This is a genomic window from Solimicrobium silvestre, from assembly GCF_002976435.1.
GTDB lineage: Bacteria > Pseudomonadota > Gammaproteobacteria > Burkholderiales > Burkholderiaceae_D > Solimicrobium > Solimicrobium silvestre.
Genome location: NZ_PUGF01000011.1, coordinates 117488 through 136791, shown reverse-complemented (window position 1 = coordinate 136791; position 19304 = coordinate 117488). Strand labels below are relative to the sequence as shown.

The 19304-nt window shown below is 45.4% G+C and carries 18 protein-coding genes; 15 read left to right on the top strand and 3 right to left on the bottom strand.

Features of this window, described 5'->3' with window-relative positions; translation table 11 throughout:
- The first annotated feature begins 34 nt into the window (after positions 1–34).
- A complete protein-coding gene (cobA, locus tag S2091_RS12720) occupies positions 35–742 on the top strand; it encodes a uroporphyrinogen-III C-methyltransferase (RefSeq protein ID WP_105532311.1) in 708 nt (235 codons plus the stop codon).
- A gap of 290 nt (positions 743–1032) precedes the next feature.
- Here cobA and S2091_RS12715 read toward each other — a convergent pair whose 3' ends face one another.
- Positions 1033–2850 (bottom strand): DUF885 domain-containing protein, encoded by a 1818-nt coding sequence (locus S2091_RS12715; protein WP_207769696.1) that lies wholly within the window; start codon positions 2848–2850, stop codon positions 1033–1035.
- Positions 2851–3284: 434 nt separating this feature from the next.
- On the opposite strand from S2091_RS12715, the gene asd reads away from it, so the two are divergent.
- A complete protein-coding gene (asd, locus tag S2091_RS12710; RefSeq protein ID WP_105532310.1) occupies positions 3285–4130 on the top strand; it encodes an archaetidylserine decarboxylase in 846 nt (281 codons plus the stop codon).
- A 300-nt stretch (positions 4131–4430) separates the two neighbouring features.
- On the top strand, positions 4431–4961 hold the full coding sequence (locus S2091_RS12705; RefSeq protein WP_105532309.1) for a hypothetical protein: 531 nt from the start codon (positions 4431–4433) through the stop codon (positions 4959–4961).
- Positions 4962–5366: 405 nt separating this feature from the next.
- Here S2091_RS12705 and S2091_RS12700 read toward each other — a convergent pair whose 3' ends face one another.
- Positions 5367–6065: a glutathione S-transferase family protein gene (locus S2091_RS12700; RefSeq protein ID WP_105532308.1), complete on the bottom strand. Its 699-nt coding sequence runs from the start codon at positions 6063–6065 to the stop codon at positions 5367–5369.
- A 257-nt stretch (positions 6066–6322) separates the two neighbouring features.
- Here S2091_RS12700 and S2091_RS12695 point away from each other — a divergent pair, with 257 nt between their 5' ends.
- From S2091_RS12695 to S2091_RS12635, 12 genes are all read left to right on the top strand, one after another.
- Entirely contained in the window at positions 6323–7048 is a 726-nt protein-coding gene (locus S2091_RS12695; RefSeq protein ID WP_105532307.1) for a YebC/PmpR family DNA-binding transcriptional regulator, read from the top strand.
- Between the two features lie 128 nt (positions 7049–7176).
- Positions 7177–8451: a phosphoribosylamine--glycine ligase gene (purD, locus tag S2091_RS12690; protein WP_105532306.1), complete on the top strand. Its 1275-nt coding sequence runs from the start codon at positions 7177–7179 to the stop codon at positions 8449–8451.
- 71 nt (positions 8452–8522) lie between these two features.
- Positions 8523–9422 carry an oxygen-dependent coproporphyrinogen oxidase gene (gene hemF, locus S2091_RS12685; RefSeq protein WP_105532305.1) on the top strand — a complete coding sequence of 300 codons (900 nt, stop codon included), beginning with the start codon at positions 8523–8525 and terminating at the stop codon, positions 9420–9422.
- 2 nt (positions 9423–9424) lie between these two features.
- Positions 9425–10096, top strand: a complete 672-nt coding sequence (gene nadD / locus S2091_RS12680; RefSeq protein WP_105532304.1) for a nicotinate (nicotinamide) nucleotide adenylyltransferase — start codon at positions 9425–9427, stop codon at positions 10094–10096.
- Between the two features lie 5 nt (positions 10097–10101).
- A complete protein-coding gene (gene rsfS, locus S2091_RS12675) occupies positions 10102–10788 on the top strand; it encodes a ribosome silencing factor (RefSeq protein WP_105532303.1) in 687 nt (228 codons plus the stop codon).
- A 15-nt stretch (positions 10789–10803) separates the two neighbouring features.
- A complete protein-coding gene (gene rlmH, locus S2091_RS12670; protein ID WP_105532302.1) occupies positions 10804–11274 on the top strand; it encodes a 23S rRNA (pseudouridine(1915)-N(3))-methyltransferase RlmH in 471 nt (156 codons plus the stop codon).
- Between the two features lie 199 nt (positions 11275–11473).
- Positions 11474–12094 carry a Maf family protein gene (locus tag S2091_RS12665; protein ID WP_105532348.1) on the top strand — a complete coding sequence of 207 codons (621 nt, stop codon included), beginning with the start codon at positions 11474–11476 and terminating at the stop codon, positions 12092–12094.
- Positions 12091–13548, top strand: a complete 1458-nt coding sequence (gene rng / locus S2091_RS12660) for a ribonuclease G (protein ID WP_105532301.1) — start codon at positions 12091–12093, stop codon at positions 13546–13548. Before S2091_RS12665 ends, rng begins: the two co-directional genes overlap by 4 nt.
- A gap of 646 nt (positions 13549–14194) precedes the next feature.
- Positions 14195–15448, top strand: coding sequence for an O-antigen ligase family protein (locus tag S2091_RS12650; RefSeq protein WP_105532299.1), 1254 nt, complete (start codon positions 14195–14197; stop codon positions 15446–15448).
- Between the two features lie 5 nt (positions 15449–15453).
- Complete coding sequence (locus tag S2091_RS12645) at positions 15454–16566, top strand: glycosyltransferase family 9 protein (RefSeq protein ID WP_105532298.1); 1113 nt, start codon at positions 15454–15456, stop codon at positions 16564–16566.
- Positions 16563–17540 (top strand): glycosyltransferase family 8 protein, encoded by a 978-nt coding sequence (locus S2091_RS12640; RefSeq protein WP_105532297.1) that lies wholly within the window; start codon positions 16563–16565, stop codon positions 17538–17540. Before S2091_RS12645 ends, S2091_RS12640 begins: the two co-directional genes overlap by 4 nt.
- Positions 17541–17559: 19 nt before the next feature.
- Positions 17560–18678: a glycosyltransferase family 9 protein gene (locus S2091_RS12635; protein ID WP_105532296.1), complete on the top strand. Its 1119-nt coding sequence runs from the start codon at positions 17560–17562 to the stop codon at positions 18676–18678.
- Between the two features lie 27 nt (positions 18679–18705).
- Here S2091_RS12635 and S2091_RS12630 read toward each other — a convergent pair whose 3' ends face one another.
- The gene (locus tag S2091_RS12630; RefSeq protein WP_105532295.1) at positions 18706–19302 is read right to left on the bottom strand and encodes a GNAT family N-acetyltransferase; all 597 of its coding nucleotides are present in this window, start codon (positions 19300–19302) and stop codon (positions 18706–18708) included.
- Positions 19303–19304: the final 2 nt, after the last annotated feature.

The following is a 19304-nucleotide window of genomic DNA, read 5'->3' as shown; positions in this document are numbered from 1 at the left end:
TAATTAAACTTATAATTAAATTTATAAATAAAAAATGGGAAAAGTAGTTTTAATCGGCGCGGGACCGGGGGCGGCAGATTTAATCACTGTCCGCGGAGCACGCTTGTTAGCTCTTGCCGAGGTGGTGCTACACGACGCATTGGTTAGCCAGGACATGCTGGATTTATGTCCGCAGGCGATCAAAGTCCCCGTAGGAAAACGCTTCGGAAAACGCTCCACCGCCCAAGCTGCAATTAACCAGCAGTTAGTTGAATACGGCCTGAAACATGCATTGGTAGTCCGTTTAAAAGGCGGTGACCCAATGTTATTTGGTCGCGCTGATGAAGAGTTAGCGGCGCTGGAGCAAGCCAATATAGAAGTGGAAGTCGTGCCTGGCATCAGCACTGCTTTTGCAGCGGCTGCAGCCACATTACAGCCACTAACCAAACGTGGCTGCGCCCGTAGCGTGGCGTTTTTCACATCCAGCAGCGCACCCGAATTACCCGAAACCACCCAACTCCCCGATTGCGACACCTTAGTCCAATACATGGGCGGTCAAAAAGCCTTACAAACCGCTGAAATTTTATTGGCACAAGGCCGATCGCCAAATCTACCTGTGGTTATTATTGAGAATTGCAGCTTGCCTAATCAACGAATTCAGCGCTTGAAACTTGCTGACTTACAGCAGGGATTGGAGCATTGCCACGGGCCGGTGTTGGTGATGATTGGCGAGGCTTTTGCCGCGCGCAACAGTCTCTCTTAATAAAATTTAATGTTTTACGCAACCTAAATAAACTGGGTGATTTAACGATTTTCCGTGTTAACTCCTAGACTCCCGCCTACGCGGGAGTGACGAATTTGGAGGGCAAGGCTAATCATCTACCGGCATCCCGCGCAGGCGCTAATCCTTACCTACATCTTTTTCAAACACCGTCATCCCCGAGCGCTTTAGTCGGGGATTCAGCTCCCGTCCCTCGTGCAAAGCACGACTAATATTAACTAACTAAACTCCCTCCTACACAAGCGGGAGCCTAGTTTCACCAAAATATCCGATTAATTCTTCTCCATAAATCCCCGAATCATCCGCACTGGCGCACTGCCATAACTCAGGAACTGCTCATGGAACTGCTTCAAGTCAAACTTATCGCCCAAGGCTTGTTTGCGCTCTTCACGTAAAGCCATAATTTCACTAAAGCCGCTGAAATAACTGTCTAACTGTACTGAAGTCAATTGCACGCGTCTCCATTTTCCGGCCGCTTCAGCTTCGCTCTGGAACGCTTCTTTGGTCAGCAAATGCATGGCATCTTCCTGGCTCATTCCTAACACATGTACGCTGTAATCCAGAATCGTATTGCAGATAGAACGTAAATTCCATTTTGAATACATCAGCCACATTTCCGGAGCATTATCGCCGTAGCCTGATTCCAGCATCATACGTTCGCCATACACAGCCCAACCTTCTATCATCGCGCCATTGCCAAACAAACTCTTGATGATCGATGGTGACCTATTCGCGTGCAGCAGTTGCACATAGTGACCTGGAACCGCTTCATGAATACTCAAAATTTGCAAAACCCAGTGGTTGTATTCACGCAAAAGACTTTCCGTTTGCTCTGGCGTTTTATCCGTGATCGGCGTGACGTTGTAATAAGTGTCGCGAGTCGGTGTAAACGGTTGCGCTGAATCGAGTGACGCCATCGTTACGCCGCGCTGATACTCTGGCGTTTCACGTATAACCAATGGCTTCGATGGGTCTAAATCCAGTAAATCATGCGACGTGATCCAGCTTTCCAGCGCTGGAATATGGGCACGCACATCGGACATTAATTTATCTGGCGTCGTATGATTTGCCGATAATTTGTCGATCACCATGCCAATTTTTTCTAGCGAATTTTCCGGCTTGACTTGCTCACCCATGTATTTAGGCCACAGCTCATCGGCCAATTTATCCATATTTTGATGCATGGCCTGTTTGGCGGCAACGGCGCGTTGAAACATTTCTTTAGCGGTAAAACTCGATTGAATATCAAAGCCAAATTTAGCTTCATACAAATCGGCACCAATCCGGAATGATCTGGTGTTAGATGGGTTCTGATTTTTGGCTAATTCAACCAGCCATTCTTTATAGCCATTAATCGCTGTGCGTGCTTCGGCGATACGCTCTTTAAGTTCGCTTTGTTCAAGCTTGTTCAGCTTGACTGCTTTGGCTTCCTGCTCCACTTGATCTAACATGACCAACGCCCCAGGCGCTTGCTGGATAGCGAGTTGGGTATGTTCCATCGTAGGGCGGACTATGCTGGCGCGCGCCGCCGCATAATAGGCTGGCACATTTTTCAAGCGCTTAATCAGTGTGTGTATCCGCTCAGCTTTGCTCGCGTAGTCTGTGTTGAGGATGCTGTCAATTTCACCGGCAATGTTGTATTCCGATGGATTCCATTCAAATTCACGAAATGTCGTTAATTGCCAAACCGAGCCATTTAAAAAATTTTGAATTAACGCCAAATCTGAGCTCTGTTGCACCGGCAATTTGCTCGCATCCACTGCAGAAAACTTTGCCAGCCATTGTTTCGCAAAAGCATTCCATTGATCCCTTGAATGTTGATCTGGGATAGTCAATTGGCTAGCGTTATCAAATTTCCCAAAACCAATTGCCATTTCAGGAGAGATACGCCATAGCGAAGTTAAGAATTGTTGGCTTAATTGATCAAATGCATGATTTAATTTGGCGGACTGAACGGCCCCCGCTGATGTATTTGGTACGCTTGCTGAATTTGCAGAACTCGCTGCAAGGCTTAGCATCGGGCTGCAAAGTGCCATGGATGCCAACACGATGGAACGCATGGCATGTGCTGAAACTGAACTGTATCGCATGAAGTCTCCTAATTTATAAGTAAATATTCTTGGCGTGGAACTGATCCGTTTGAAAACATAAACCAAATTAGCAACAGCATCAACATGAAATTTCAATACCGATAATTATTCGGAATTTGACGAAAAAGGCCGCCGAATATATTTTTCAATATACCCCTATATTTTTTAAAAAAATTTAACGTATTCAATGCTTATCAGGTCGATAAAAATTACGTTGTTTGACAGTATCTAAATAGGCCGATAGATTTAGTTTTCAATATGTCGATATTTAAATAAAATACTAGAGTATGCTTAAACGAAATTTGTAATGATTTAAAACATCATTACTCCCACACACTTCTATAAATTACGACCTACCAAGTTGCGTACTTAACAAAAATAGCGAATACCTCGGTACAATCTGCCATTCTTTTATTCTGACTCTTATCCGAATCGTGCCAGACTCTCTCTCTATTTTGCTGCAACATTTACTCCCTAAGCAGGCTTTAACTGAATTTGGCGCGCATATCGCCAATGCCAAAGCGGGTCGCATTACCACTGGAATTATTCGCTGGTTCGTCAAAAAATACGGCGTGAATATGGCTGAGGCGTTGAATTCCGACATTAGCAGCTACGCCAGCTTCAACGAATTTTTTACCCGCCCGTTAAAACCCGGCGCACGGCCACTAGCCAGCGCGGATTTTATTTGCCCTGTCGATGGGGCAATCAGTCAATTCGGTGCAATCGCACAAGATCAGATTTTTCAAGCCAAAGGACATCAGTTCAGCACCACCGCCTTAGTCGGCGGCGACGCGCAATTGGCCGCTCAATTTCACAATGGCAGCTTCGCCAATATCTATTTAAGCCCCAAGGATTACCACCGCATCCACATGCCGTGCGATGGCCGTTTAACGCGCATGATATACATTCCCGGCGACTTGTTTTCAGTCAACCCGGTCACCGCACAAGGTGTACCGAATTTATTTGCCCGCAATGAACGCGTGGTCTGTGTGTTTGAGTCGGAAAATGGCCCGTTTGTACTCACGCTGGTGGGTGCTACTATCGTCGGCAGCATGGCAACGGTTTGGCACGGCGTAGTTAATCCGCCGCGCACTAAAGAGGTCCGTGAATGGACTTACGATGCACAAAACATCACCCTCAAAAAGGGCGAAGAAATGGGCCAGTTTTTGCTCGGCTCAACTGTTGTAATGTTATTTCCAACAAACACCCTTAGTTTTAATAAAGCATGGCAACCAGCCGCTAAGGTGTGTTTAGGTGTTGCGATGGGGTCGTTAGTTTAATTCTACATTGCTTGGTAATAGCTGACGCATAAGGCATAAAAAGCGCAATCTATTTATAGATTGCGCTTTTTTTATTCAATAACTTATCAATTGCTTCATACCGAGCTCCCCAATCGTTGCCATATTGAGCGTTATTGCTACTCATTAATGAATAATTAATATAATTGAAATAAAAATTAATATGCATTATTATCAATGCCGCTTCAGCACGAATCACACACCAGTAGCAATCAATCTAAGTCAGCACCTCTTGTTGGAGCACTCTTACATAAGTTCCTATTAATTTAATAAGGAGTTGTTATGAATAAGATGAGCCTTCTATTAATTGTTACAACCTTAGGCATTAACTACCACAACACTCAGGCTCAAACCAGCCCAGACGCATTGCTAGATTTATCGAAAGATATCTCAATTGAAACCGGCGAAATCCCCGGTTTTTTTTCCAGCCCGCCTGGTGTCGATATGTTGAAAAACGCCATCAAAAATCGCGACGGCTCCAAAACGATTAAAGCAGGTAAGCAGGTGCCGGAAGCCAATGAACTAAACCGAAAAATATGTGAAAGTATGGGCATGAAAGATGTTACCAATGAGAGTGATTTCACATTGGGGTCGGGAGCATTATTTGGAGGTGCATGTTCCGGCACAGATGTAAGCCGAAAACTATCCACCAGAGCACAACCTGTTCCTGGCAAAGTTGGTGGGCGTATATTTATACCGATTCCAGAAAATGATTTGACTCAATCAAAACCACAGCCAACTATGCAGTACTCACCCCGAGCACCCACGCAAATAATCCCCTATCCGACTACAGGATCAACGCCACTTAATTAGATCTATTACACGCACGCCTACGCTGATTTTTTTAACATGCCATCAAGGCAGGCTTCATCAGCTGTGGCAACCGTGTATGAAATGAGCCCATGCACATGGAGGCAATCTGAGGCAAAGGGGCCTAGCAATGGTAGATTCTATGGCTATACAGCATGCCTGGCCAGTAAAGTAGCAGCTCCTTCAACAATTACTGCTTGTTGGAGTGGCATCTGTAAAACTGCTCAAGATGTGATGAGGCATTATAAATAGCAGGCTTTCTGACAAAATATATGCTGGAGCTGCCAGCTAACAAAAAATGAGAGTCTGAATCATTTCATCTTTTATTTTCTTATTTGGTCAATAAACAATGCATACCTTGCGCTGTTTATTGACCACTTTAGTACATAGTTGATACTCGTACTTCTACTACGGATAATACTGAGCGCGCATCCTCTCAACATAAGCCACTAAATTAGGATGTTTTTCTGCTGCAGCCCGGATCGGGGTTTCAAAATACGGGCAAAGCGCGCCCCAGATAAAGGCCGCACATGTGGCGTCAGCGCCGCTAGGGTGTTCGCCCATCAAATACGGCTTATCTCCTAAGATACTAGCTACCGCCTCAATATTTTTGCTGGCTATCGCCAAAATTTCTTGTTGCGTATGTCGCCCCAGGCCATGCGCTTTGAGATTTTTTGCAATTTGGCGCCGAACCATCGCTTTAACCAAACCACGCATCGGCAACGGCACTGCTTTAAAAAATTGGGCTGGACCACGCTTAAAGTTGGCGTCGTTCACCCATCTGGCGTCCAGCAAGGCCCAATATAAATTGTCTTCCAAGAGTTTTTCAACTGCCCACGCAATGCCTTTTTCCTGTGCAGATAAATTCTTATCAAAATCAATTTGATATTTATGCTCAAGATGCCAGCGAATCAGCGTTGAATCTGCGATCAGCGCGTCGCCATCGCGTATTGAGGGTAACTTGCCTTTCGGTGCGTTTTTAAAACCGGTCGTCGAATCCGTTTGATAGGCTAGCCCAGACATTTTCAAGAGCAACTCAGCCTTCATCACAAACGGACTCGCATCCGGCAAGCCAAACGATGAACCAAATGTGTGCAGTGTAATCATCCTAGTTTCTCAGTTTAGTTGAAAAGAAATTATCTTAATTTAAAAACATGCGTAGTAGCAACGAATTATTTCAGCATGAATCCGTCGTTTGATTGCACAACAAGCGAACCGCCCATCAATTTTGGGGAATTTGAATAAATTCACTATGTTAGAATAGCGCCCTTAAAGTCCGTAATTCGCATTGATTTTTCGCATCAAAAGACAACCAGAGCACCAGTGTATTCACTACAACCTATAAAATCAGGGGAAAAATAATCATGGCTGGACACAGTAAATGGGCCAATATTAAACATAAAAAAGCGGCCACTGACGCAAAACGCGGCAAAGTCTGGACCCGCATTATTAAAGAGATCACCGTAGCCGCACGTATGGGCGGCGGCGACGTTGGTACAAACCCGCGCTTACGTTTGGCGATTGAAAAAGCCGCCGACTCAAATATGCCTAAAGAAACCGTAGTACGCGCAACGCAGCGCGGCAGCGGTAATTTGGAAGGTGCTAACTACGAAGAAATTCGCTACGAAGGTTATGGCATTAACGGCGCGGCAATTATTGTTGACTGCTTAACCGACAATAAGGTACGCACAGTAGCTGAAGTGCGTCACGCCTTTTCTAAATATGGCGGCAATATGGGCACCGAAGGATCGGTCGCGTTTATGTTTAAACACTGCGGTCAATTTTTCTTTGCACCAGGTACCAATGAAGATGCGTTAATGGAAGCTGCTTTAAACGCGGGCGCCGAAGATATTATTAGCGACGATGAAGGTGGCTTTGAAGTGGTGTGCCCACCGTATGATTTCGCGGCCATTAAACAATCGCTGGAAGCGGCCGGTTTTAAAGCGGATATGGCTGAAATCATCATGAAACCAGACACCGAGACTTTATTTGAAGGCGAAAATGCCATCAAAATGCAAAAATTGCTGGATGCCTTAGAAAATCTGGACGATGTGCAAGACGTGTATACCAACGCCATTCTTGAAAACTGATTACGCAACTTAATTGCGTAACTTATTTTCGTAACTTATTACTTAAACCAGCAGCACAACGAAATAACACGAGGTCAGGCTTAAATGACTAACTTTGCCTCACCTTTCCAATCTCTTTAAATAAAATCATGAAAATATTGGTAGTCGGATCAGGCGGCCGCGAACACGCTCTGGCATGGAAACTAGCTCAATCTGAGCGTATCCAAACAGTCTTTGTCGCACCAGGTAATGGTGGCACAGCGTTGGATAGCCGCTTAAAAAATATTGATATTAGCGACCCACATGCGTTGGCTGAATTTGCTAAAAATGAGCACATCGGACTAACCTTAGTGGGTCCTGAAACTCCATTGGCTGCTGGTATTGTGAATATTTTCCGTGACCAAGGTTTAAAAATTTTTGGTCCGACCAAAGAAGCTGCGCAATTAGAGAGCTCTAAAGATTTTGCCAAATCGTTTATGCAGCGTCATGGCATTCCAACCGCAAAACACCAAACGTTTACTGAACTAGCTGCAGCGCATGCATACATCGATGCGAATGGCGCGCCAATTGTGATTAAAGCCGACGGTTTAGCGGCCGGCAAAGGTGTCGTGGTCGCGATGACGTTGCAAGAAGCGCATGATGCAGTGGACATGATGTTATCTGATAATAAATTAGGTGATGCCGGTGCACGCGTTGTAATTGAAGAATTTTTAACTGGTGAAGAAGCTAGTTTTATTGTGATGGTCGATGGAAAAAATATTCTGCCGCTCGCGACCAGTCAAGATCACAAACGCTTATGCGATGACGACCAAGGCCCAAATACGGGCGGCATGGGCGCTTACTCACCTGCGCCTATTATCACGCCACAAGTTCACGCACGCGTCATGCGTGAAATCATCGACCCTACCGTACAGGGCATGGCCAAAGACGGCATCGTATTTACCGGCTTTTTGTATGCAGGTTTAATGATTGATGAGCATGGTAATCCAAAAAACCTGGAATTCAATTGCCGTATGGGCGACCCTGAAACCCAGCCGATTATGGCGCGCTTAAAAACAGATTTTGTGAGTATTTTAGAACATGCAGTCAACGGTCATTTAGACACCGTAGAACTGGAATGGGATCGCCGCACCGCTTTAGGTGTGGTCATGGCTGCCGCTGGTTATCCTGATGCACCAGTTAAAGGCGCGCACATTACCGGTGTGCCAGCCGAGACCATTGACTGCATTACCTTCCATGCAGGTACGCATTTAGACCATGGGAATTTAACCGTAAGCGGTGGTCGGGTTTTATGTGCAGTTGGCTTGGGCGACAACGTCAAAGTCGCCCAAAAACATGCTTACGATGCGATTGATGCGATTCAATTTGAGGGTGCACAAGCACGGCGCGATATTGGCTGGCGCGCTCTAAATAAGAAACATTAAACAGCGCCATTAAAAACGGGGAGCTTAGTTGTTAACTTTAGCTCCCCTCATCCAGACCAACTTTGCCATCCATGACCAATACCGCCGTTAAAAATTTTTTTCTAAGCTTACAAAACAATATAGTTACGGCTCTGGAACAGTTGGATGGTCTCGCTTTTTTAACCGATAGCTGGGAACGGCCAGAAGGTGGCGGCGGCATTTCACGAGTGATTGAACAAGGTGGTTTTTTTGAACGTGGCGGAGTGAATTTTTCGCATGTCATGGGAACTAACCTCCCACCGTCCGCAGCAGCTAGCCGCCCTGAATTAGCCGGACGTAGCTGGGAAGCGATGGGCGTATCTTTAGTGCTACATCCACGCAATCCATACTCACCGACCGTGCACATGAATGTACGTTTTTTCAGTACCCATGCAGAAGGTCAGGAACCAGTCTGGTGGTTTGGCGGCGGCATGGATTTAACGCCGTACTACGGCTTTGCTGAAGACGCTCAACATTTTCACCAAACCTGTAAAAATGCGCTGACGCCGTTTGGCAGTGAGCTTTATCCGGAATTTAAAGCTTGGTGCGATAACTATTTTTATTTAAAACACCGCCAGGAACCTCGCGGCATAGGCGGTATTTTCTTTGATGACTTTAATCGCCTGCCTTTTGAAGACAGTTACGCGATGGTGCAACAAGTAGCCAATGCCTTTATTCCCGCTTATTTACCGATCGCCGAGCGTACCAAAAACCTGGCTTATGGCGAACGTGAGCGTGACTTTCAAGCATATCGACGCGGACGTTATGTTGAGTTTAATTTAGTCTTTGATCGTGGCACACTGTTTGGTTTGCAATCGGGTGGGCGTACCGAGTCCATTTTGATGTCGATGCCACCATCGGTGACTTGGCGCTACAACTGGCAGCCTGAAGCCGGATCACCTGAAGCGCAGCTTTACAGTGACTTTTTAATCCATAAAGATTGGCTGGCGTGAGCATGTCAGAAGAGACTGGCGAAGCAAAAACAACCAACAATCAATGCATCGCCATCTTCGGTGGCAGCTTTGATCCGGTACATTCTGCCCATGTAGCGCTCACTGAATTGTTTAACAATTTGCTCAAACCCACTCAGTTGCGTATCATACCGACTGGTTGGTCTTGGCAAAAAACGGCTTTTAAAACCAGCCCACAACAACGCATTGCCATGTTGTCATTAGCTTTTGCTGAATTATCTAAGCAAACCTCGTTAATAATTGACGTACAAGAAATAAAGCGTGCCGAACTTGGCATTCCCAGCTACAGCATCGATACGCTGTCCATTTTACGTAATGAATTTGGCGCTTCTGCTTCACTGATATTCTTAATGGGAGCCGACCAGCTGCAACAACTTCAAAGCTGGCAAAACTGGCAACGTTTATTTGAGCTAGCGCATATTGCGGTAGTCGCGCGTCCGGGCTTTAAACTGGATGCCATCGATAATTTAGTGGCAAATGAATTTAAACAACGTGCTGGCAGCGTTGAACAACTACGAAATCGTCCGTGTGGACACACTTATTTGTGTGCTGATTTGGCAATCGACATCTCATCGACCCAAGTCCGGGACGGAAAAAACCTGTCTTTATTACCGCCCAAGGTACTAGACTATATACAACAACATCATCTTTATTAGAAATCATGGATATTAAAAAATTACAAACATTGGTCGTTGACGCTCTTGAAGATGTTAAAGCCCAAGACATCAAAGTTTATGACACAACACATTTAACCAGCCTGTTTGATCGTATCTGTATCGCCTCCGGTACATCAAACCGTCAAACCAAATCACTTGCTTCATCGGTACGCGATAAAGTAAAAGAAAACGGTGGCGATATTGTCGGTATCGAAGGTGAAGACGTCGGTGAATGGGTACTGGTCGATTTAGGCGACATGGTCGTGCATATTATGCAACCAGTGATTCGTGGCTACTATCGCCTGGAAGAACTTTGGGGCGACAAAGAAATTAAGATGGGCGCGGCCAAACGCATCAGCAAACGCACAGCCGAAGTAGTAGAAGAAGATGCCGAGCCAGTCAAACGAGTACGCAGCAATATTAATCAAGCTACGCAAACTACGCTGGATGACGAAACTAAGAAACCAGCCAGAAAACCTCGCGCGGCAGCTGTCGCAACAGATGAAACCAAACCAAAGCGTGCGTCACGCGCTAAAGTAGCTGATGCAGATGCCGCGGCAGCACCGAAGAAACCACGTGTTAAAAAAGCGATCGGCACGACCATTAAAGTCGCCGCTAGCAAAACAGCCGTGGCTTCAGCTAAACAAGCAGCAGTTAAACGCACTACTGCCAAGCGTAAAGCTGCTGTTTAATCGACGAATTAGCTAATGCAGTTAATTATCGCCGCGGTCGGCCACAAAATGCCGACCTGGATAGAATCCGGCTTCAGGGAATACAGCAAACGTATGCCTGCTGAATGCCGGATTGTTCTTAAAGAAATCAAACCCGTCGAACGCTCCGGCAGCAAGACTGCTCAAACCGTGATGGCGTTGGAACGTGCCAAGATTGAAGCGGTAATTCCAAAACAAACACGGATTGTTGCCTTAGATGAGCATGGCAAAGACCTCACTACCATGCAACTTTCGCAGCTGCTCACTGAGTGGCAACAAGAAGGTGGCGACACTTGCTTTGTGATTGGTGGCGCCGATGGGCTGGATGCTGAGTTTAAAGTACGTGCCACGCTAAAAATCCGCATTTCCAGCTTAACCCTGCCACATGGCATGGTGCGCGTCATACTAGCCGAGCAGCTGTATCGCGCTTGGTCAATTACCCAAAATCACCCATATCACCGCGTCTAAGTACCGAATAGTGCAATTCGGTAACAGATTTTCAATAATTTCCCATGGGCAATCTTAATTTCGGTTAGGATATTGCCTGCTTATCCATATGCGGCATAAACTATGCGTAAATAGGGGAAGCGTAACTAAACACAGGCGCGTATCTTGTCAGGTGTATTTATATGCGCTGTTCAATGTAATTCTTCAAATTTAAATCATGATGAAATTGCTCGACAATAAAATATATTTAGCCTCCAAAAGCCCGCGTCGGCGTGAATTGTTACGTCAAATTGGCGTCAATTTTGAGATTTTGTTACTGCGTGATTCCGCAACGCGCCCTGTGGACGTTTCTGAAACGGTGCTACCTGACGAACTACCTGCGGCATACGTTACCCGCGTAACCAATGCCAAAGCGGAGGCGGCCTGGGACATGATGGAGTTACGCAAACTCCCCATCCGCCCGGTATTGGCAGCGGATACTACCGTAGTACTGAATGGCGTCATCTATGGCAAACCTGCGAATCGCAGTGAGGCACACGCCATGCTCACAAGCCTGTCTGGCCAAACACATCAGGTACTCACCAGCATTGCAGTGCATTATAAAAAACAGCATTTAGAATTCACTCAAACTTCTGCAGTCACGTTTTGCACACTCAATAAAAACCAGCTTGATCAATATTGTGACTCGCTAGAGCCATATGACAAAGCGGGCGGTTACGGAATTCAGGGAAGTGCTGCCAAATTTATTTCGCACATCGATGGGAGTTATTCTGGCATCATGGGTTTGCCGTTATTTGAAACTGCAAAACTACTAACTGAGGTTGGACTTACTTTCTCATGAGCGAAAACATTCTAATCAATATCACCCCACAAGAAACTCGGGTCGCGTTAATTTTCCAAGGTGCAGTACAAGAATTACACATCGAACGCACTATGTCGCTCGGCTTAGTCGGCAATATTTATTTAGGCAAAGTAGTTCGGGTATTGCCAGGCATGCAGTCTGCATTTATTGATATTGGATTAGAACGCGCCGCCTTCTTACATGTGGCCGACATCTGGGATTCCCGCGCCAATGAAAACGCCACGCCAACACCTATCGAAAAATTACTGTTTGACGGTCAAGCCATTACCGTACAAGTCATTAAAGACCCGATAGGCACAAAAGGCGCTCGCCTTTCCACTCAGATTTCCATTGCCGGGCGCATGCTGGTTTTTTTACCGCAAGATTCGCATATCGGTATTTCGCAAAAAATCGGCAATGAAGCCGGCCGCGAAATGCTGCGCACGATGGTGCAGAATTTACTTGGACCAAATGAAAAAGGTGGTTTTATTGTTCGTACCATGGCAGAAGATGCGACTGAAGCAGAGCTTCAAATGGACGTCGAATATCTGCGTAAAACTTGGGCCAGTATTTGTATGCTGGCAAAAAGCAAACCGCCTACCAGCCTGTTGCATCAAGACTTAAATTTGGCGCAACGCGTGCTACGCGACTTTGTGAATATTGAAACCGATAGTATTCAAATTGATTCGCGTGAAAATTATCAAAAATTATTTGAATTCGCTGAAAATTACACGCCCTCCGTTATCCCCAAACTGACTCACTACACCGGCGAACGCCCGTTATTTGATTTGTATGGCGTCGAAGAAGAAATTCAACGCGCTTTAGGCCGACGCGTTGACCTAAAGTCAGGCGGCTATTTAATCGTGGATCAAACCGAAGCCATGACCACGATCGACGTCAATACCGGCAGCTTTGTCGCCGGACGTAATTTTGCCGACACCATTTTCAAAACCAATTTAGAAGCAGCGCACGCCATTGCGCGGCAGTTGAGATTACGGAATTTGGGTGGCATGATCATCCTCGATTTAATCGACATGGATAATCAGGAGCATAAAACGGCGGTCCTTACTGAATTAAACAAAGCTTTTGCACGCGACCGCACCAAACTTTCCGCCTCCGGTTTTTCAGCATTAGGCTTGGTCGAAGTCACCCGCAAGCGCACCCGCGAATCGTTGGCACATATTTTGTGCGAAACATGTCCGGCCTGTAGCGGCAAAGGCCAGGTCAAAACTGCCCGCACCATCTGCTATGAAATTTTGCGTGAGTTATTACGTGAAGCCAAACAATTCAATCCGCGTGAATTCCGAATTTTAGCTTCGCAAATGGTGGTGGATTTATTTTTAGAAGAAGAGTCGCAGCATCTTGCCATGTTAGGTGACTTCATTGGCAAGCCGATTTCTTTGCAGGTCGAGAGCACTTATCATCAGGAACATTACGATGTTATTTTGATGTAGATAAAATAAATCGATAGCACTATTGCAAGTTGATTTCTACAACACAACCATAAACTCCCTACCCAAACTGCCGATAACATAAGGAGTAAGGGGAGAATGATGGTTGCATCAATTGGAAGCAGTGCCTATAGCTCAGTAACCGGGAGCTTTAACACACCCGCTAGCTCCACTAGCAACCCTCAGATTTCCGCGTTGCAGAGTCAACTTATCGTTTTACGCCAGCAATTAGTAATAACACAATGTGTACAAACACAAAAAACGTTGACACAACAAATTACTAACGTTCAGGCACAAATTACCCTACTACAAAACACTAGTACTGCGCCAAACACCTCTATTCCAAGTACAACAACAGCCATTCAAAATAACACCAGCACCACAAACTCAACAACGGCCACTTTAGGGAATAGCATTAATACACTAGCCTGAGAGTCATTGTTATTATTTATACAAACTCAATGTAATTACCAATGCATGGCATTGGAATCGAGCTCGCTATTTACCTCACATTAACAACTATTACATACGCCATAGTGTGACGTTGGGGTAACTCCTATGTATAATTCCACGTCGGTATTTTTACCCATTGCACTTATTGAAATGCACAAGCGTGCAGCTTTGATCTCACCACGGAAAGTTTGAAAGAATGACAAATAAGCCAAGCTATTTGTATTGGCCGACCTTATTGACGGTAATCACATTTTTTACCGTAAGTTTACTTGTTAGTAAACTGGTTTACCTCTGTTTTCATTTGCTAATATTAATTTCCATTATTACGTTTCTAGTGCAACGCGACGCCAGAGCTAATTTTTGGTCGATATGCAAGACATATTGGGCTATCAACCTAGCCATGTTTGGCACCTTATGCGCGCTTTTAATCAATCAACTGTCAACCGGCAGTTTTGACATCTACCTCTATGATTTACCATCTCGCTTAGCATTATTCGTGGTGATTTTTTGGACTTTATTGCAAGTACCACTACAAAAACTAAAACTGATTAAATGGAGCTGGATTGCCGGAGTTGTTCTTTGCACGATTCAACTTTTTTGCATGGGTAAAGACGTTACTGGTCGCCCTACCATGCTGGTTTGGTACATAGAACTCGTGATGTTGCTAGGTATATTTTCTGCGCTTTCAATCGGCTGGAATGAACCAAAAAATAAACTGACAATCGGCATACAAATTATCGCTGGGGCATGTGGTTTGTATTCGGCCTACATCTCACAGACACGCGGTATTTGGTTAGCCATTCCCGTTTTTACACTGCTCATGTTTGCGACTCTTATTAAAAATTGGTGTAGCAAGCGAAATTTCTTGTTTTTCGGCGCAATTATCTTAGTAATCGGAGTCGCATTTTGCACCACCGATATTGCTAGCAAACGTATTGAAGATGCCAAGCAAGATATCAGTCTTTATTCAAAACAAGAAAACCCTGATACTTCGATAGGGGTTCGTTTTCAAATATGGCAAGGCGCTTGGATTATATTTAAAGAACACCCCATTTTCGGCGTAGGAAGAGCACATTATTCCGATGCCATGCACGGCTTAGAAGAACGTAAAATTATCACGCCTACTGCAGCTACTTTCTTTCACTGCCACAATGAAATTTTGTACAACATGATGACGCTGGGAATTTTTGGCTTAGCTGGAATACTGCTCATCTACTTGGTTCCCGCCTACTACTTTGCAAGAGAGTTACGCCATTCTGATCGCCAGATTAGAGCCTCCGCAGCAATGGGACTGAGCTTATGTTTTGGCTTTATGATTTTTGGTTTGGTGGACGTGATGTTCATGTATAAAGCCACCGATGTTTTTTATAGTTTTGCTGCGGCCATATTTTTAGCGCATATTGTAAAAAGAAAAGCCGAACTTAGTCTTAAATCTGGACTTGAATCGTGACATCTATGCATTTAATCCCCTCAGAAACACTGGCAAAAGCGAAGAAAATCCTTTTTATTGCGCATCTTGCGATCGGTGATTTTACTTATTTGCAAAACTTTTTTAAAGCATTTGCCGAGGCACATCCACAACTTAAGGTAGACCTCTGGATAGATGAAGTGCGATGCACTTCTGATTCAAGTCAGTGGGGCTTTCTTAAAAATTACTCACTGTATGACTGGACTGAAAATTGTTCTTTTTTTCATAAAGTTTATCGCCGTACATATAGCCCGGCATTATTACAAGAATCGATTCACGAAGCACAGCAAGAAAATTACCCACTCGTTGTTTCGTTAGCGACTTTGCGTCCACATAAATACGCCAAGCTAGCACGTGAAGTTGGGGGGCCAAATGCATTGATCATCGGCATGAAGGGTAAAGCGCGTTGGTTTGCACCTTGGGATAACTCAGCCTATGCCAAACTAGATGCCAGCTTTGCGCCGTTCGTCAGGCCAAGCAGCGGGCACCACATCACCGAGGTATATGCCGACTGGTTTAAGCAACTTTGCGGCTTGCAGGTAACTACGCAACAACGCTTCCCTTTTGTCTCCATTCCAACTCAGTGGACAGACTATGCAAAGCAGCAGTTACAAGAATGGGGCGTAACAGAAGAGGCAACCAACACTGGCCAACAAGTGGTGTTTATCAATTCCTACGCCAAGACTAAAAAACGTTGCTGGCCGCTGGCTAGCGTGGCTGAACTCATCGTCAGCATGCGCGCCTTACCGGCATGGCGTGACAGCGTTTTTATCGTGAATGCCGTTCCTCAAGAAATCGACAACGCGAGAACTGTGCTAGCCAGCTATCACTTAACCGACACGCATTTATTTAGCGCCGAACAAAATTTCTTTCAGTTGCCGGCTATTTTGCAGCGCTGTGACTTAATCATCTCGGTTGAAACAGCTGTGATGCATTTGGCGAATGCCGTGCATGTCCCAGTAATTGCCTTGATGCGTCAAAAAAATCCGGAGTGGGTTCCGCTTGATAGTAACAACAGCACCGTTATCACCACCCGCCGACGTCGGGAATGGGTGAATGCGATTCCGGTTGAAGAAATAATAAAGGCCATCACACAATGAATCCCATGCCCCCCACGAATACCGTTACTCAAGCCGAGCAGTCGTCATTCCATATCGCCTTTTGCGTTGATAACCATTATTTTCGCGCCATGGGTGCCACCATTTTGTCGATCATCGTCAACAATCCCGGCGTGCATTTTACTTTTCATGTGCTGGCGTTTGCTGTAGCAGATGCGCACCGTGCGCGGTTGTTAAAGCTCGAAGCTGAGTATCCGGTTAAAACCCATATTCATATCGTATCCCCCGACCTTTTCAGCCAGTTTTCACATTTCATAGCATCCACCTATTATTCGCCAGCCATCTTCACCCGCCTGGCAATTCCGGATGTGCTGCAAGAATATACCGACAAAGTACTGTACCTTGATGCGGATATTCTATGTGTAGGTAAACTCGATGAGTTAATGGCATTGCCGATGGATGAGCAGATTGCCTACGTAGTGCCGGATGCCGAAGCCACTACCGTGCGCCGCGCCGCCGCATTAAAATTATCGCAAGTAAAGTACTTCAATTCCGGCGTGCTGTACATGAATATCAAGCAGTGGCGCGCACATCGCATCACTGAAGCAACAATAGAAGCCATGCTAAAAGGCGGCAATGATTTCCGCTTCCCCGACCAGGATGCATTAAATATTGCCTTGGATGGTAAAGCAACTTACATCGCCAAACGCTGGAATTATTTATATGGCTTGATCGGTGACTTAGAAAACGACAGGCGCGCAATGTACGATGTCGGCGATGCGGTATTTATCCATTTTGCCGGCGCGGTAAAACCATGGGCCGACTGGTGTTTGCACGACTCCCGAGCGATCTTTGCCAAGTACCACGGCATGTCGCCTTGGGCCGATATGCCGATGGACCAACAGCCGCAAAACTACAAAGAAATGCGCATGCATTCACGTTTTTTACTGAAGCGCAAACAACTCGGCGCAAGCATTAAATGGTTTTGGAAATACCTACTGGCACGCCCACGCTAACTGCTTCATTTTAAAAATTATGACTACACAATTAGTACCAGCTGAGTTACTTCAAAAAACCGACAAAATATTATTCGTTGCCCATCTTGCGCTGGGTGATTTTACCTATATGCAGAATTGTTTCCGGGCGTTTTCTGAAGCTTATCCGCATATTAAAATGCATCTTTGGGTGGATGAATTACGCCGCACTCCCGACGCAACGCAATGGGATCATTTAAAAAAATATTCACTCTACGACTGGGTCAATTCTTGCCCGATGTTCGACAAGATTTATAGCGAAACGTATAGTCCGACATTATTCAAAAAATCGATCCAAGAAGCGCGAACAGAAAACTACCCTATCGTCGTTTCCTTTGCCGTTCATCATCGGCATCGCTATGTCAACTTGGCGCGCAAACTAAGTCCACGAGGCTTTATCGTTGGGCAAAAAAAACGCGTGCGGTTTTTTGATATTCGCAAACACTTAATTTATCGCAAGCTGAATGCACACATCCCGGCTTATCAGATCACCAAACAACATCAAGCTGGCGACCTCAACATTGCACATATCAGCAGCATTTACGCAGGATGGTTTAATCAATTATTTAACCTTACTACCACTGAAGCCCAGCGATTTCCGTTTGTCGACATTCCAGCAAAATGGCATGACTACGCTCAGCAGCAATTCAGCGACTGGGGTTTTAACAATGGCGCAAAAGTCGTTTTTCTGAATGGCTTTTCCAAATCATTAGACAGAAGCTGGCCTCTGGAACGCGTGTTTGAACTTGCAACAGAAATGAAAAAGCACGCCGCGTGGAGCAATACCAATTTCATCATCAACGTGGTGCCAGAGCGTATGGCAGAAGCAAAACTGTTATATGCCAACTGCCAACTTGGACAGGTTCATTTGTTTAGCGCGGAACAGAATTTTTTCCAGTTACCGGCTATTTTGAGTTTGTGTAATTTGATTATTTCAGTAGAAACCGCCGTCATGCATTTGGCTAACGCGGTACATGTTCCGGTGATTGCATTAATGCGGCAAACCAGCCCAGAATGGACGCCGATTAACGCCGAAATCACCACCATCGTCAAAGTGTCGCACCGCAAAGCGTGGATAGATGAAATTACGGTTGATCAAGTAGTGGCGGCATTGCCTTAAGCAGACCGAGATTGGGTTGATGTTTGATCAACCCAATCTACCGAGCCGCGTCGAGAAGGTCCGCGCATCGATAGAATAAACGGCGTTTGAATCAACTCCAGACTCATCCTCGGACAGCTCAACAAAGTTAAGTCCAAGTCGCTCAAGTACACGCCGTGAAGCCACATTTGATTCGCGCGCAATCCCAAACACACAGTCAAGACCAGCTTCATCAAATGCCAACCTGAGTGCTTGTTGCGCCATTTCATTAGCGTAACCTAACCCCCAAGTATCTGGTCGAAAACGGAAATAAAGATTCGCCGCATTCTGACTATTCAACCGTTGAACCAAGGCGCTACCGCCAAACCTCGGTCGATTGGAAACGCCCCCAAATCCAATAATACGTTCAGGTTCACTACGCAAAGCAATTGACCAATAACCCCAGCCTTTATCATCCCATTCCGACTGCCAATGGGCTAACAACTCAACCGCTGTGCTAATACTTTGCATTGGGCCTTTAGGATTAAAGAGATTCGTCGCGGGATCGGCATGAATTTCATAAATTGCAGAAAGATCATCCTCAGTGGGCCGAAATAAAACCAACCTATCCGAAATAATATGTTTTCTGCAGGATAAAAAATTCATTG